The following is a 14,436-nucleotide window of genomic DNA, read 5'->3' on the forward strand; positions in this document are numbered from 1 at the left end:
GTCGGCGCCGAACTTCAGCCCGCCGCTGAGCCCGTCGTAGTCGGCGCTCTTGCCCGCCTTGATCAGGGCCAGGCAGTCGGCGAAGGTGGTGCACTGCGCTGCCGTTCACGCTGCTGACCTGGGCGCAGACGCACGTGTCCGCCTCCATGACGGTGGTGCTGTCGGCCACGACACCGATCTTCGTCTTCCTGCTGGCCTGGCGCAGGGAGGGCGCGGGAGTCCTGCGGCCGGCTGGGATCGTAGTGGCCTTCCTCGGCGTCGCCGCCCTGTCCGGTCCGGACGGCGGCGGCGAGCCGGGGTGGCAGCTGGCCGTGGTGGCCTCGTCGGCCATCTTCGCCTGCGGCAACGTCTACACCGGGCGGCGCCTGGCGCACCTGGACCCGGCCGTCATCGCGGCCGGCCAGATCGGCACCGGGGCGCTGTGGCTGCTACCGGTCACGGTGCTGTCGGGGCAGTTCGGCGTGGCCGGCGCCGGGCCGCTGGCGGTGGCGGCGGTGCTGGAGCTGGGGTTGCTCGCCTCGGCCGCTGCCTACCTGCTCTACTTCCGTTTCATCCTGCTGTGGGGGTCGGGCGCAACCTCGGTCAACACCTACCTGCAGCCGGTCGTCGGGCTGCTGCTTGGCGTGCTGGTGCTGGGAGAGGAAACTGACAGGGCGGCAGTGGGCGGCGCTCGGGGTGGTTCTGGCGGGCCTGGCGCTGTTCGGCTGGGCGACGCTCAGCGCCCGCGCCCCAGCCGCAGCAGCACGGCCCCGTCACGGAGCTCCCACGAACTGACCGGCCAGGCCCTGGCGGGCAGCCGGGTGCCGGCGCGGGTGGTGTAGGCGGCGACCTCGACCAGAGTGCCGTGCGGTCCCGACAACAGCTCGGCACTCACCTCCACGCCGTCGGACAGGCGCAGGTGCAGGGCGGCGGGCTCGGGCGCGGCCAGGCCGTCGACCCGCACGACCGCGCCGGGGAACAGGTGGGTGTGATCCGTCCACGCCGGGCGAGCTTCCATGATCTCCAGAGTACGGCGGGGCGGCGGGCACGCCGAAGCAGCCACACCACGGCGGGCGGATCGAAGCGGGCCCTTCCACAGGCGGGCGAGCCGAAGCGGCCCCTTCCACAGGCGGGCGAGCCGAAGCGGCCCCTCCACAGGCGGGCGAGCCGAAGCGGCCCCTCCACAGGCGGGCGAGCCGAAGCGGCCCCTCCACAGGCGGGTGGGCCGAAACGGCCCCTCCACAGGCGGGTGCGTCGGGCGGCTCAGCCGAGGCCGACAGCGGCGGCGATGATGCGCGCGGTGTTGCGCACGTGCTCGCGCCACCCGCGCCGCACCCTCGCCATCCCCGGCACGCAGCGCGGCGACCAGCTCCCGGTGCTGCTTGTTGACGATCTCGTCGTCGGCCGGGGTGAAGACCACCGGCTGGGACAGGTTCCAGTAGGCGATCTTGGTGCGCCGATGGAACTGCGCGATCAGCGCGTTGCCCGCCTCCTCGGTGATGATCTCGTGGAACTCGTTGTTCAGCTCGTTGAGCCGCAGCCGGGAGATGCGCGCGTCCTCCATGAGCGTCATGAGCTCGTCGAGGCGGGCCAGCCGGTCGCCGCCGAGCCTGGTGGCGGCCAGGAACGCGGCCTCCGCCTCGATCCCGGCCCGAGCCTCGATGATCTCCAGGATCTCCTCGGGCGCGTGGTCCCTGACGATCCACCCCTTGCGCTGCTCGACCAGGCCTTCCTGCCGCAGCCGCAGCAGCGCCTCCCGCACCGGAGTCCGGCTGACCTCCAGTTCCTCGGCCAGCTCCTCCTCCACCAGTCGGTGGTTGGGGCGGTAGGCGGCCGACAGAATGGCCTCGCGCAGCCGCTCATGCACCGTGTCCGCCATCAGCTCGGCGGTACGGCGATTCTTCCGATCGGCCATGACTCCCCGTCGGTCGCTGTATACAACCAAGTACACAGAAGCTATGTCACAAGCGCGGGCACCACGCAGGATCTCCTCGTTCACAGCCCCCTGCCCGCTCCCGCGACCACGACGTCGAGGCTCGCCTGGCAGACCGGCTCGGTCGCGGCCGTGTGCGTCATAGGGAACTCGTGCAGATCCACGGGCACGCCCGCCTCGTGCAGCGGGTCGTCGGTGCCGACCACGTTGACCGCCGGGGGTAGCCCGGCCAGGTCCTCAGCGAGCTGGACCGAGGACGCGCTTCCGGTCCTCCTAGGGGTTCATGCCCGAGTCCAGCCAATTCTGAAAGGTCGCCACATTGCCTTCACCCCACGCCCCGTCGCACGGCATCTCACCGGCAATCAGTTTGGCGAGGATTCTTTGGCCATTGTGCCAGACATCGTCATAGGACCACAGGTCAAAGTGGTCAAGCATAGCCTGCCGGTCCTTTTCCCGGAAGAGCGGCTTGATGTCGGCGGCGAAACTGGGTGCTGTTTCCATGCCAGGATTGTTTCCGGATTTCGAGCTCCTGCAAACCGCCGGCACAGCATTCCGTGGCTCCGCTCCCATGGCAGGCCAGGGTAGGTATATGGCGTGTTGTCCGCATTTTTCCGAACAAAGTGAAATTTGACCACTAATTTGCACTTTTGCGGATGGTGTCGAGAAGGCGCTGCGCCATACCGTGGCGACCCGTGAGCTCTATTGAAGCGGTGGTGGAAATCGCGGTCCCGGTGCGCACCGCGTACAACCAGTGGACCCAGTTCAAGAGCTTTCCGCGATTCATGACCGTGGTGAAGAGGGTCGAGCAGGTCAGGCCCGCGCTCACCCGCTGGGTCATCGGCGTCGGACCGATGCGCCGCGAGTTCGTGGCGGAGATCGTGGAGCAGCAGCCTGACTCGCATGTGGCCTGGCGGAGCCTGGACCGCAGTCCCTGTCATCGGGGTGAAGTGTCGTTCCGCCCCACCGCATCGGGAGGTACCACGGTCACCGTACGAATACAGCTCAAGCCGCGTGGTGGCGCAGTCCTCCTCATGAACACCGCTGGAGTCACCCGCCGTGTGGTCCGGCGGGAACTCGGGCACTTCAAGGAGTTCATCGAGGGACTGGGGGAAGAGGGCGGGGCCTGGCGGGGGGCCATCCGCGACGGACGCGTACTGCCGGTCGAACCGGAACCGCCAAGGTGCCGGGTACCGACCTGGCCCGTCGGCTGACCCCGCGAGCCGGAAGAGCCGACCCCGCGAGCCGGAAGAGCCGACCCCGTGTGCGGAAGAGCTGACCCCGCGTGCCGGAAGAGACGAGTGAGAGGCGACCTGATGCCGAAGCCAACGGGCGACGAGCCGAAAGATCCGCTCACCGTGACGCCGCCCAAGAAATGGGCGGCGGGAGTGCCGGCGGTGGTGCACGCGCTGGAGTACTCCCTGGAGCAGACGTCCCCATGGCGAGCCGGAGTGACGCTGCTGACCATGAACCAGGTGGACGGCATCGACTGTCCCGGCTGTGCCTGGGCGGACCCCACTCCAGGTCACAGGCATCGCAACGAGTACTGCGAGAACGGCGCCAAGCACATCAACGACGAGGCGACGACGCGGCGCGTCACCGCCGACTTCTTCCGCCGGCACTCGGTCTCCGAGCTGGGCCGGCAGTCCGACATGTGGTTGAACCACCAGGGGCGGCTCACCGAACCGATGGTCAAACGGCCGGGTTCCGATCACTACGAGCCGATCAGCTGGGATGACGCCTTCGGGCTGCTGTCCGAGGAACTGACGTCACTCGACTCTCCCGATGAGGCGGTCTTCTACACCTCGGGCAGAGCCAGCAACGAGGCCGCGTTCGTCCTGCAACTGTTCGCCAGGGCGCTCGGCACCAACAACCTGCCCGACTGCAGCAACATGTGCCACGAGTCCAGCGGTTTCGCCCTGCACGAGACCCTGGGCACCGGCAAGGGAACGGTCAGCCTGCACGACATTCATCACGCCGACCTGATCTTCCTGGTGGGTCAGAACCCCGGGACCAACCATCCGCGGCAGCTTTCCGCGCTGGAGCAGGCCAAGCTGAACGGCGCCCGCATCGTGGCGGTGAATCCGCTGCCGGAAGCCGGACTGCTGCGGTTCAAGAATCCGCAGCAGATAGGCGGGGTGATCGGACGCGGCATCCAGATCGCCGATCGTTTTCTCCACATCCGCCCCGGCGGCGACCTCGCGCTGTTCCAGGGCCTCAACCGGCTGCTGCTGGAGGCGGAGGACGCCGACCCGGGCCGCGTACTGGACCATGACTTCATCCGCGCCAACACCAGCGGTTTCGAGGAGTTCTCCCGGCACGCCCGCACCATCGACTGGACGGACGTCATCACCGCGACCGGACTGACCCGTGAGGCGATCGAGAAGGTCAGGGACGACGTCCTGCGCAGCGAACGCGTCATCGTCTGCTGGGCGATGGGGGTGACGCAGCACAAGCACGGCGTCGCCACCATCCGGGAGATCGTGAACTTCCTGATGTTGCGGGGAAACCTCGGCAGGGCGGGAGCCGGGGCCTGTCCGGTACGCGGGCACAGCAATGTGCAGGGCGACCGTACGATGGGCGTCTGGGAGCAGATGCCGGACTCCTTCCTGGACGCGCTCCAGCGGGAGTTCGGTTTCGACCCGCCTCGTGCCCACGGGTTGGACTCGGTGAACTCGATCAGGGCGATGAGAGAGGGCCGCGTCAGGTTCTTCCTCGCTCTCGCGGGCAACTTCGTCAGGGCCGCGCCGGACAGCGCGGTCACCGAGGAGGCCATGCGGAAGTGCCGCCTGACCGCCCACATCTCCACCAAGCTCAACAGGTCCCACACGGTGTGCGGCCAGACCGCGCTCATCCTGCCGACCCTGGGCCGCACCGAACGGGACATCCAGGCCGACGGAGAGCAGTTCGTCACCGTGGAGAACTCCATGAGCGAGGTGCACACCTCCCATGGACGGCTGAAGCCGGCCTCCAAGCTCCTGCTCAGCGAGGTCGCCATCCTGTGCAGGCTCGCCGGCCGTACCCTTGACGGCAGAGCCGACATCCCGTGGAAGCAGTTCGAGGCCGACTACGGCACGATCCGTGACCGCATCTCCCGCATCGTGCCGGGACTGCACGACTTCAACCGAAGGGTGGCCCGTCCCGGCGGCATCACCCTGCCGAACCCGGTCAACGAGGGGGTGTTCCCCACCCCCCAGGGCAAGGCGCTGTTCACCTGCAACGCCTGGCAGATGCCGTACGCTCCCGAGGGGCACCTGCTGCTGCAGACCCTGCGCTCCCACGACCAGTGGAACACCATTCCCTATACGCCCAACGACCGGTACCGAGGCATCCACGGAAGCCGCCGGGTGGTGCTCGTCAATCCGGCGGACCTGAGGGAACTCGGCCTGTCCGAGGGGCAGCACGTCGACCTGGTCAGTGTGTGGACCGACGACGCCGAGCGCCGTGCCGAAGACTTCGTGGTGGTCCCGTATCCGACCACCCGCGGCTCCGCCGCTGCTTACTATCCGGAGACCAACGTCCTGGTGCCGCTGGACAGCGTGGCCGAGAGCAGCAACCAACCGACCTCGAAGGGGATCGTCGTACGGCTGGAGCCGGCAAGCCCGCCGCCAAGATCGTGACGGACTCGTCGTGGCGCCCGCGAACCGCGGAGATCCGTGGTCCTCGCGGAGCCACATTGTCAGTGGGAACTGAGATCGTGCTTCCATGGGCGAACTGGTCGAGCGAGTCGACGAGCATGACCGCGTGGTGGGAGTGGTCGACCGAGGCGAGGCGGTGCGTCGAAACTGGCCGCATCGCATCGCGACGACGATCTGCCGTGACCAGGCGGGGCGAATCCTGGTGCTGCGACGGTCCGAGACGCATTTCCGATTCCCCGGTCACTACGACGTGATGGCCGGCGGCGCTGTGGACGTCGGCGAGTCGTATGAGGAGGCTGCGGCCCGGGAGCTGGTCGAAGAGTTGGGCGTCCGGGTGCCGGTGCGCTTCCTGTTCAAGTTCCTGTGCAGGGAAGGAATCAGCCCCATCTGGCTGGGTGTGCACGAGAGCGTCGTCGCGGAACCGCTGACCCCGGACCCGAGAGAGATCTCCTGGCGGAGCTGGCTGACGGAGGCCGAACTGTGCGGGGTCATCGATGAATGGCCGTTCGTTCCGGGAGGACGGGAAGCTCTGCGCCGATATCTCGGATCCGGGGCCGGCGGCAGCCGATGATCAGCGCGCCGGCCCACGACACAACGGCCGCTACACGGGCTCACCGCCGGAGACGACCTGCTTCCTGTTCCGGGAACGCATCTCCTCGTCGGCCTGCAGGCGGGCGAATCGCATGCGGAGGTCCGCCGGTCGCACGTACTGCTGTGCCTCGCTCAGCGCCTTCCGGCGGGAGTCGTCGTCCAGGTCGTGCTCGATGGACATGACCCGGGTCAGGAAAGCGGCGGCCTCCGTCAGCGCCAGGGCCGCATCAGAGACGTTTTTGCTGGGATCGGCGTGGGTGCGCAGCGAGTCGACGGCACGCCGCAGCAGAGTGGCGGCCTCATCCTGGCTCATCGGATCCCATCCCGGGTGGCGGCGCGTCCTTCGACCCGACGATCCCGTGCGGGGTCCAGCCCGGGCAGGCGATTCGCCTGGTGTGGTGGAACCCCGCGTTCGCGAGGCAGCTCTCGAACTGGGCCAGCGCGAGACCAGCGCCTCACCGGCAACGCCCGCTGTTCCATCGTTTGCATGACACCCGAGCCGCTGCCCACCAACGTGCGGATCGAGACCACCGCCTACTCCGTTCCCGCGGGCTACACCGGTTTCGTCGGGTACGGCGCGCGCGGCGGCGGCCACGGCAGGCACCGAGCCGGGGACCGTCTCGGCTTCCGCGTCGACCTTGCCTACGTGGACCAGGGCGAGGTGGTCTCTCGGTGCTCACCCATGACCGTCTCCGCCACCACGCCGGACATTCTCGCCAGAATCGCCGGTGCCACCGTCCCCTCCTGCTACTTCCCCTGGCACCACTACTCGACCGCCGGTTCCTGGATGTCCCTGCGCACCGGGTAGGCGCCCGGTACATCGATCCCGCCACCACACGACCGGCCCGTCTCGCGCCGACGGAAGACCGCCATGACGAGCGCGACGAACGCTGGATAGCGTGGAAGACAGCCCCCATGAACGCACCTGCGAAGTGGCACGCGTCGAGACACCACGCTCAAGGGGAGGTACCACCATGGCACCCAAGAGGACGGTGCACGTCCGAAGGGTCTACGAGGATCCGACGCAGACCGACGGCGCCAGGGTACTGGTCGACCGAGTGTGGCCCAGGGGAATGACCAAGGAGCGGGCCCACCTCGACGAGTGGTGCAAGCAGGTCGCACCGTCCACGGAGCTGCGCAAGTGGTACGGCCACGCCCCCGAGCGTTTCGCGGAATTCAGCCGCCGCTACCGGGCCGAGCTCGAAGATCCCCAGCACGCGGACGCGCTGGCTCACCTGCGCGACCTCGCCAAGGACGGAACTCTGACCCTGCTCACCGCGACCAAGCATCCGGAGATCAGCGAAGCCGAGGTGCTCGCCGAACTACTCCGAGGCTGACCCTCCCCAAGCCGCTGCCATTCCTCAGGGACTCTCCAACACCTGCTCGCGGCGCGACAAAGACTGCGGAACACGCGCCGCGCCTGACCGATTAACCACGACATGCCTTGAATCGGTTGACCGAAAACGGGGAACGGTTTCGGCACGAACTCGTGAGAGAGGGACGGCATGGCGGAACTCGCGGACGCGCTCCCCCAACCGGTGCTGAGCCCGCTGACCAGGGCGGCGATCTTCATCGTGGCGACCATCGATCCGGGTGGCGAGCCGGCGGTCCGAGACCTGCTGTCCGACCTGGAGGCGCTGCAGCGGGCCATCGGCTTCCGGGCGCCGGACAGCACGCTCAGTTGCGTCGCCGCCATCGGCTCCCACGCCTGGGACCGCCTGTTCGCCGGACCTCGCCCCGCCGAACTGCACCCCTTTCGCGAACTGGCCGGAAGCCGGCACCGCGCCGTGGCCACGCCCGGTGACCTGCTGTTCCACATCCGGGCACAGCGCCTCGACCTGTGCTTCGCGCTGGCATCGGAGATCATGGACCGGCTCTACGGCGCGGCGACCGTCCGCGACGAGGTGCACGGGTTCAAGTACTTCGACGTCCGCGACCTGCTCGGTTTCGTCGACGGGACGGAGAACCCCGTCGGCCCCGATGCGCACGAGGCGGTCCTGATCGGCGACGAGGATTCCGCGTTCGCCGGCGGGAGCTACGTCATCGTGCAGAAGTACCTGCACGACCTGAGAGCGTGGAACGCGCTGCCGGTCGAGGCGCAGGAGAGAGTGATAGGCCGCAGGAAGCTGACCGACATCGAACTGGACGACGACGTCAAACCGGCCGACTCGCATGTCGCCCTGACCACGATCGTCGACGCCGACGGCACCGAGCGGCAGATCCTGCGCGACAACATGCCCTTCGGCACCGTGGGCCGCGGCGAGTTCGGCACCTACTTCATCGGCTACGCCCGCACCCCCACGGTCACCGAGCGGATGCTCGAAAGGATGTTCCTCGGCGCCCCGCCGGCCGACCACGACCGGATCCTCGACTTCTCGACGGCCGTGACCGGCACGCTGTTCTTCGTCCCGAGCCTCGACTTCCTCCAGGACCTGCCTGGTCCGCCGGACAGCGCGACCACGGCCGAAGCGGACCTCTCCCCCGCGACCGGCGTCCCGGCCACGGCCGACGGATCTCTCGGAATCGGCGACCTGAAGAGAGGCACTGCCCGATGAACAACCTGCATCGCGAACTGGCGCCCATCTCCGCCGCGGCATGGACCGACCTGGAGGAGGAGGCCAGGCGCACGTTCGCACGCCATGTGGCCGGGCGGCGGGTCGTCGACGTGTCCGAGCCGGAAGGCGCCCAGCTCGCCGCCGTTTCCACCGGCCGGCTGGAGGAGATCGGCGCTGCCGACGACGCGGTGAGCGCGCATGTCCGTCTCTCCCAGCAACTCGTCGAACTACGCGTGCCGTTCACCGTCGACCGGCGGCAGGTGGACGACGTCGAGCGCGGCGCGAAGGACGCCGACTGGCAGCCGGTGAAGGACGCCGCCCGCCGGCTGGCCTTCGTCGAAGATCGCACTGTCTTCGACGGTTACGCCGCGGCCGGAGTCGCCGGCATCCGTGAGGCCTCCTCCAACACGGCGATCGCGCTGCCGGCCGAGATCCGCGCCTACCCCGACGCGGTCAGCCGGGCCGTGTCGACGCTCCGGCTGGCCGGTGTGGGCGGGCCGTACAGCCTGGTGCTCAGCGCCGACGCCTACACCGCCGTCAGTGAGACCTCTGACCACGGCTACCCGATCTTCGAGCACGTCGCCCGCCTGCTGGACGGCCAGATCGTCTGGGGACCGGCCATCGAGGGCGCTGTCCTGCTGTCCACCCGAGGTGGTGACTTCGAGATGCGCCTCGGCCAGGACGTGTCGATCGGCTATCTCTCGCACGACGAGACCAGCATCCGGCTGTACTTCCAGGAGACGTTCACCTTCCTGGCCTATACGGCTGAGGCGTCGGTCAGCCTCACCGCGGCCCCCGGCGTACCGACCTGACGGCGCCCTGTGCCGGCCGCGCTCAGGACTCCTGCGGCTTGGCTCCGTTGGCACCGTGCGCTGCCGCGATCACTCGCATCAACGACCGGTGCAAATCCTGCAACTCGTCGATGTCCATGCCGAGACGCGCCACGATGGCGGGGGGAATCTTCTCCGCTTCCACTCGTAGCTGCCTGCCGGCGGGAGTGAGGGTCACGGCGAGGGCACGCTCGTCCTTGCTGTTGCGCTCGCGGTGGATGTAGCCGAGGGCCTGCAGCCGCTTGAGCAGGGGGGACAGGGTGCCCGGATCGAGCTGAAGCAGCTCTCCCAACTCCTTGACCGACAGCGGTTCGTGCTGCCAGAGCGCGAGCATGGCCAGGTACTGCGGATGGGTCAGGCCCATCGGCTGCAGCAGCGGCCGATACAGCCCGATGACGCTGCGCGAGGCGATGCTCAGGGCGAAGCACACCTGGCGGTCCAGCGCCAGCAGATCTGTCGCCTCTGTCACAGGCTCCATCTGTGGGTACCTCCTCCACTCCATGGTAAATTACTTTGTGTACAAACTAATAGCCCACAAAGGATAGCTGCACAAACCATCCCCTGGAGGAGACTCGTGTTCTACCGCAAGCCCTTGGAGGAGCGCATCGCCGAGCGACAGGCCAAGCTGCCTCCCCTGAAGGAGGGCAAGCACTTCGAGCACGGCCCGGCCAAGTTCGTGTTCGTCTTCCTGATCGCCCTGGTGGTGATCATGCACTTCGTCGGGCTTGCGATCGTCATGCACTTCTACCGTTCCTGATCAGTGATCAGTAATGGGTCTTGGACCCACGTCCCGGCACTGCGCGCATCCCGAACGGTTTTGGGTGCGCTGGTCGCCCGCGTTCCTTGAGCTGTCCCCGTCCGGATACGTGCATCGTGTGCGCGCTCCGTGATGGGGCGGCGGGTTTCCTCACGCCCTCGGGCGCCCGGTTCGGCCTGGACGGTCCGATGCCCGTACCCATCGCTCTGGTGGATACGGGGCGGTGCCGTCCGTCGCCGGATCGGGTGCCCGAGGGCGCGCCTGCCAATCGCCACCGAGGCGGCGTCATGGCGAGTCATGGTTCGTTTGGTGCTGGTCAACGGCTGACGCCAGTGCTGATCGCCCCACATCGAGGTGTAGGCGGGATCGACGGCGACGACGACAAGGCCGAGTTCGGCGGCCATCGACACCAGCCGGGCGCGGAGTTTGCCGGTGGGCATGCCGGAGATGAGCTGCCGGAACCTTTTGCGCCGTCCGTGCTTCTCCCGACTCTTGTCGGCCGCGAAGTCGAGGTCCTCGATACCGATCGCGGCGGCGCCGGACCGTTTGGCCCAGTGCAGGAGGCGGGTGATGGCGTGCCGCACCTGGGCGTCCCGGTGCAGGGCGTTGCCGGTCAGGTCGTAGAAGAAGCGGTGCGGGTCACCGATCGGGTTGCCGTGCCGGTCGAGGCGATAGGCGGCGAAGTGGTCGGCGTTGGTGTCCACGCCGACCATGCCGTTGGCACGTGCCGCCTCCAGCGGGATGGTCGTGACGACGGGCCGCGTCCACGAGGCGTCGAGGTACCAGCGGCCGCGCCGCACGTCCAGGTGGATGCGGTAGGCAACCGCCCGGTTGCCCTCGATGCGGTCTGCCCATTCCTGGCCCCGGTGCGGGAAGCAGACGCGGGCGGTCAGGACGTACCGGCCGTGTTTGGCGTTGGACAGGCCGGCCAGCGGGGCGGGTAGCTTGATCGACACTTCGCCGTCCGGTGTGACGCGGATGGTCTCGTTCCCTAAGCGTTTGCCGGATTCGCCGTCTGCCGACAGGAACCAGCGGGCGGCCTGCCAGCGTTCCCGCCACTCGGTCTCGCCAAGCTGGGCCGCGTTGAGGTTGTGCCGGGTGTTGAGCAGGCCTTTACCGCCGCGTGCTACCCGCACGCGGCCGTCTTCACGGTCGGCGGCGACCTGCGCCCTGCGCTCTTCAAGGATGTGCAGGCGGCGGCTCTTGGCGAACCATTCGTGCTTGGATCGGTACCCGCCGGGTGCGCGCTTGGTGCCCTTGGTGCCGATCGGCAAGGACAGTCGGTGGCGAAGCGTGCGGATGTCAGCGTCCAGGGAGTCCAGGTGCGCGGCCTGCCCACGCCGGGCGAGCGCCCACTGGTCATGCGTCGCCTTGGTGATCGACCCGGCCCACCGGGAGGACGACTCGGCAGTCAGGTCCCGCTTACGGGCCGCCCAGGTGTCCGTGGAGTGCTCCAGAGCATCGGCACACCGTTGCTTGAGGTCGCGGCATGCCAACTTACCCAGATGGTCGCCGACCAGCCGCAACACCTTCTCATCCTGCGGTGTCAGACCCTTGAGCCGGCCGCGTATCGACACACCGGACGGCCCGAGAGCGACGAACGGCGCATCGATGGCGCGCAGCGGCTGCTTGTTCTCAGTCATCGGCCGCCGCTGCTTGCAGGGCTTTGTTCGCCCGGCTCGTCGCCGAACGGCGGCCGTACAGGCGGGCGCAGAACGAGGTCAACACCTCCACCATGTCCCGTGCGAGATCGTCTTCGACCTCACCGTCATCCAGGACAATCAGACGGCGTCCGGCGGCTTGGAGTGCGGCCTCAACGAGTTCGGTGTTCATCAGGCCGAGCCGGTCACGGCGCTCCACCACCACGGCGGTCACCTTCGGGTCGGCCAGCAGGCGACGGGCCTTCGCCCGGCTTCCGTCCATGCCGGAGGCGATCTCGGACTCCACGCGCACCACCGGGTGCCCGGCATTCGCCGCCCACACGGCCAGCCGGGCGACCTGGCGTTCCAGGTCTGCTTTCTGCTCGGGGGAGGAGACGCGGGCGTACAGGCCCACACCGCCAATCACGGACGGCGAGGTGTTCGCGTCGATGTTGACCAGGATCGTGCGCGGTCCCACCCGTTCCGCAGGGACCGGCAGCGTGCCCTCGCGGAACCAGCGGTACGCGGTACGAGGAGCGATCCCCTGTGCTCGCGCCCATTCCGTCAGGTTCACAGGGCGAGATCTTACGCTGCTCATGACATCTCATGGACACTAATTCACACTCATTCTTCAGCAGTTCTAACCCCTGACGCCGGGGGGGCACCACAGCGATCCCTCCACGCTACTTTCCGCCAAACGTATGCGATTCGGTAGCGCGCCACCGAGCCGAGGTGTCGTATCGGAGGGACCGCTGTTCGTCTCATGGGTAGGAGGTGGTTCACGTGAAGTACGTGTTGATGTTCGTCGAGACCGAGCAGTACCGCAAGGACTGGGAGGCCAAGGACCAGTCCGAACGTGATGCGGCGTTCGAGGCGGTCGGCCGCTGGTTCGCCGAACACGGGCAGAAGATCACTCACAGCACCCAGTTGCAGCCCGCCCATGCCGCGACCACGCTGCGCCTCGGCGGCCCAGGCGAGCCGGTCATGACCGACGGACCCTTCGTGGAGGGCAAGGAGGTCGTCAGCGGCTACGTGGAGGCCGAGCTCGCCGATCTGGACGAGGCCCTCCGCATGGCCAGATCGTGGCCGGCCTGCCCGGTCGTGGAGATCCGTCCGGCATCATGACCGACGCTGGGACGCATGAGGCCCTGGCCCGCGTGGTGCGTGAGCACATGAAGATCCGTCCGGCATCATGACCGACACCGGGACGCATGAGGCCCTGGCCCGCGTGGTGCGTGAGCATGCGGGCCGGTTGGCCGCGTCCCTGGTCTCCCTGCTGGGCGACTTCTCGGCCGCCGAGGACCTGGTGCAGGACGCGGTGGAGACGGCGCTGCGACGCTGGCCCGAGGAGGGCATCCCGGACCGGCCCGACGCCTGGCTGTTCACCGTCGCCCGCAGGCGCGGTCTGGACGTTCTGCGGCGTGAGGCCACGTATCGAACCAAGCTCGCCCAGCTCCAGTGGCCGGTGCGCCCCGAACCGGACGATCGGCTGCGGCTCATCTTCATCTGCTGTCACCCGGCGCTGTCGCGTCCGGCGCAGATCGCGCTGACCCTGCGGACGGTCTGCGGCCTGACGACGGCGCAGATCGCCGCGGCGTTCCTCGTCCCCGAGTCGACGGTCGGCCAGCGGCTGACACGGGCCAAACGAAAGATCACCGAAGCGGGCATCCCGTACCGCATGCCGCCGATCGACGAGCTCCCCGAACGGCTGGAGCAGGTGCTGACGGTCATCTACCTGCTGTTCAACGAGGGCTACCTGACCAGCGCCGGCGAGCGCGCCCACCGGCGGGACCTCGTCGACGACGCGGAATGGCTGGCTGCGCTCCTGGCGGCGATGGCGCCGAACGAGCCGGAGGCCGCGGGCCTGCTCGCGCTCATCCGGCTGCATCGAGCCAGGGAAGCCGCCCGCTTCGACACTGACGGTGCTCTGGTGCTCTTGCGTGACCAGGACCGCGCCCTGTGGGACCGCGCCGCCGTCGCCGCGGCCGTCGCCCTGCTGAGCCGTACGGCACGCGCGCACCGGCAGCCCGGCCCCTACCAGCTCCAGGCGGCGATCGTCGCCTGCCACGCCGAGGCCGAGAGCTGGGCGGACACCGACTGGGAGCAGATCGTGACGCTGTACGACATGCTGCTGCACCTCGCGCCCTCACCGGTCACCCACCTGCACCGCGCCATCGCGGCCCGCTACGTCGACGGGCCGGCGACCGCCCTGGCCGCGGTCGATCGCCTCGGCGACGTATTGCCCCGGTACCACCTTTTCCACGCCACCAGAGCCGAACTGCTGCGGGAGCTCGGACGCGCGCGAGAGGCGAAGGAGGCGGACGAGCGGGCGCTCGAACTGACCGCCAACCCGGCCCAGCAAGCCCTCCTCGAACAGCGGTTGGCCTGGGCCTAGCCCAGATGCAAGGTCGCCAGGCATGCAAAAGCAGCAGGTCAGAAGGGGGCGCGACCCTTTCCCGCCGTGACATCCCACTATGGGAGTATTGGCGCGCATGTAGCGCTATGTGTTAGTTTCA

General features: G+C 68.4%; 18 protein-coding genes. 11 read left to right on the top strand and 7 right to left on the bottom strand.

Going from position 1 to position 14,436, the window contains the following annotated elements; all coding sequences use genetic code 11:
• Positions 1 to 98: 98 nt before the first annotated feature.
• Positions 99 to 821 carry a DMT family transporter gene (locus ACFXJ8_RS15355; RefSeq protein WP_379644636.1) on the top strand — a complete coding sequence of 241 codons (723 nt, stop codon included), beginning with the start codon at positions 99 to 101 and terminating at the stop codon, positions 819 to 821.
• Here the strand turns inward: ACFXJ8_RS15355 and ACFXJ8_RS15360 are convergent.
• The 3 genes from ACFXJ8_RS15360 to ACFXJ8_RS15370 all read right to left on the bottom strand — a co-directional run bounded on the left by ACFXJ8_RS15360 (position 716) and on the right by ACFXJ8_RS15370 (position 2,413).
• On the bottom strand, positions 716 to 1,894 hold the full coding sequence (locus tag ACFXJ8_RS15360; protein ID WP_379644515.1) for a GntR family transcriptional regulator: 1,179 nt from the start codon (positions 1,892 to 1,894) through the stop codon (positions 716 to 718). The genes ACFXJ8_RS15355 and ACFXJ8_RS15360 overlap by 106 nt on opposite strands.
• Positions 1,895 to 1,974: 80 nt before the next feature.
• On the bottom strand, positions 1,975 to 2,118 hold the full coding sequence (locus ACFXJ8_RS15365; RefSeq protein ID WP_379644516.1) for a hypothetical protein: 144 nt from the start codon (positions 2,116 to 2,118) through the stop codon (positions 1,975 to 1,977).
• Between the two features lie 67 nt (positions 2,119 to 2,185).
• Positions 2,186 to 2,413 carry a hypothetical protein gene (locus ACFXJ8_RS15370; protein ID WP_379644517.1) on the bottom strand — a complete coding sequence of 76 codons (228 nt, stop codon included), beginning with the start codon at positions 2,411 to 2,413 and terminating at the stop codon, positions 2,186 to 2,188.
• A 209-nt stretch (positions 2,414 to 2,622) separates the two neighbouring features.
• On the opposite strand from ACFXJ8_RS15370, the gene ACFXJ8_RS15375 reads away from it, so the two are divergent.
• The 3 genes from ACFXJ8_RS15375 to ACFXJ8_RS15385 all read left to right on the top strand — a co-directional run bounded on the left by ACFXJ8_RS15375 (position 2,623) and on the right by ACFXJ8_RS15385 (position 6,118).
• Positions 2,623 to 3,123, top strand: a complete 501-nt coding sequence (locus ACFXJ8_RS15375) for an SRPBCC family protein (RefSeq protein ID WP_379644518.1) — start codon at positions 2,623 to 2,625, stop codon at positions 3,121 to 3,123.
• A 102-nt stretch (positions 3,124 to 3,225) separates the two neighbouring features.
• Positions 3,226 to 5,529: an FdhF/YdeP family oxidoreductase gene (locus ACFXJ8_RS15380; RefSeq protein WP_379644519.1), complete on the top strand. Its 2,304-nt coding sequence runs from the start codon at positions 3,226 to 3,228 to the stop codon at positions 5,527 to 5,529.
• An 85-nt stretch (positions 5,530 to 5,614) separates the two neighbouring features.
• Positions 5,615 to 6,118, top strand: coding sequence for an NUDIX hydrolase (locus tag ACFXJ8_RS15385; protein ID WP_379644520.1), 504 nt, complete (start codon positions 5,615 to 5,617; stop codon positions 6,116 to 6,118).
• 30 nt (positions 6,119 to 6,148) lie between these two features.
• On the opposite strand, the gene ACFXJ8_RS15390 is transcribed toward ACFXJ8_RS15385, so the two are convergent.
• The gene (locus ACFXJ8_RS15390) at positions 6,149 to 6,451 is read right to left on the bottom strand and encodes a hypothetical protein (protein WP_379644521.1); all 303 of its coding nucleotides are present in this window, start codon (positions 6,449 to 6,451) and stop codon (positions 6,149 to 6,151) included.
• 174 nt (positions 6,452 to 6,625) lie between these two features.
• On the opposite strand from ACFXJ8_RS15390, the gene ACFXJ8_RS15395 reads away from it, so the two are divergent.
• The 4 genes from ACFXJ8_RS15395 to ACFXJ8_RS15410 all read left to right on the top strand — a co-directional run bounded on the left by ACFXJ8_RS15395 (position 6,626) and on the right by ACFXJ8_RS15410 (position 9,505).
• Positions 6,626 to 6,946: a hypothetical protein gene (locus tag ACFXJ8_RS15395; protein ID WP_379644522.1), complete on the top strand. Its 321-nt coding sequence runs from the start codon at positions 6,626 to 6,628 to the stop codon at positions 6,944 to 6,946.
• A 166-nt stretch (positions 6,947 to 7,112) separates the two neighbouring features.
• Positions 7,113 to 7,475, top strand: a complete 363-nt coding sequence (locus ACFXJ8_RS15400; RefSeq protein WP_379644523.1) for a DUF488 domain-containing protein — start codon at positions 7,113 to 7,115, stop codon at positions 7,473 to 7,475.
• A gap of 168 nt (positions 7,476 to 7,643) precedes the next feature.
• Positions 7,644 to 8,693: a Dyp-type peroxidase gene (locus ACFXJ8_RS15405; protein WP_379644524.1), complete on the top strand. Its 1,050-nt coding sequence runs from the start codon at positions 7,644 to 7,646 to the stop codon at positions 8,691 to 8,693.
• A complete protein-coding gene (locus ACFXJ8_RS15410; RefSeq protein ID WP_379644525.1) occupies positions 8,690 to 9,505 on the top strand; it encodes a family 1 encapsulin nanocompartment shell protein in 816 nt (271 codons plus the stop codon). The genes ACFXJ8_RS15405 and ACFXJ8_RS15410 overlap by 4 nt, the downstream gene beginning before the upstream one ends.
• A 22-nt stretch (positions 9,506 to 9,527) precedes the next feature.
• Here the strand turns inward: ACFXJ8_RS15410 and ACFXJ8_RS15415 are convergent, their stop codons facing one another.
• Positions 9,528 to 10,001 carry a MarR family winged helix-turn-helix transcriptional regulator gene (locus tag ACFXJ8_RS15415; RefSeq protein WP_379644526.1) on the bottom strand — a complete coding sequence of 158 codons (474 nt, stop codon included), beginning with the start codon at positions 9,999 to 10,001 and terminating at the stop codon, positions 9,528 to 9,530.
• Positions 10,002 to 10,097: 96 nt separating this feature from the next.
• On the opposite strand from ACFXJ8_RS15415, the gene ACFXJ8_RS15420 reads away from it, so the two are divergent.
• Positions 10,098 to 10,280, top strand: coding sequence for a hypothetical protein (locus ACFXJ8_RS15420; protein ID WP_379644527.1), 183 nt, complete (start codon positions 10,098 to 10,100; stop codon positions 10,278 to 10,280).
• On the opposite strand, the gene ACFXJ8_RS15425 is transcribed toward ACFXJ8_RS15420, so the two are convergent.
• Together ACFXJ8_RS15425 and ACFXJ8_RS15430 are read right to left on the bottom strand one after the other, a co-directional pair.
• Positions 10,268 to 11,923, bottom strand: coding sequence for an IS200/IS605 family accessory protein TnpB-related protein (locus tag ACFXJ8_RS15425; RefSeq protein ID WP_379644528.1), 1,656 nt, complete (start codon positions 11,921 to 11,923; stop codon positions 10,268 to 10,270). The genes ACFXJ8_RS15420 and ACFXJ8_RS15425 overlap by 13 nt on opposite strands.
• The gene (locus tag ACFXJ8_RS15430; protein WP_379644529.1) at positions 11,916 to 12,494 is read right to left on the bottom strand and encodes an IS607 family transposase; all 579 of its coding nucleotides are present in this window, start codon (positions 12,492 to 12,494) and stop codon (positions 11,916 to 11,918) included. The genes ACFXJ8_RS15425 and ACFXJ8_RS15430 overlap by 8 nt, the downstream gene beginning before the upstream one ends.
• A gap of 209 nt (positions 12,495 to 12,703) precedes the next feature.
• Between ACFXJ8_RS15430 and ACFXJ8_RS15435 the strand changes: the two genes are divergently transcribed.
• Both ACFXJ8_RS15435 and ACFXJ8_RS15440 read left to right on the top strand, forming a co-directional pair.
• On the top strand, positions 12,704 to 13,045 hold the full coding sequence (locus ACFXJ8_RS15435) for a YciI family protein (protein ID WP_379644530.1): 342 nt from the start codon (positions 12,704 to 12,706) through the stop codon (positions 13,043 to 13,045).
• Between the two features lie 67 nt (positions 13,046 to 13,112).
• On the top strand, positions 13,113 to 14,315 hold the full coding sequence (locus ACFXJ8_RS15440) for an RNA polymerase sigma factor (RefSeq protein WP_379644531.1): 1,203 nt from the start codon (positions 13,113 to 13,115) through the stop codon (positions 14,313 to 14,315).
• The last annotated feature ends 121 nt before the right edge of the window (positions 14,316 to 14,436 follow it).

The sequence above is a fragment of the Nonomuraea sp. NPDC059194 genome (genome assembly GCF_042754765.1).
Taxonomy (GTDB): Bacteria; Actinomycetota; Actinomycetes; order Streptosporangiales; family Streptosporangiaceae; genus Nonomuraea.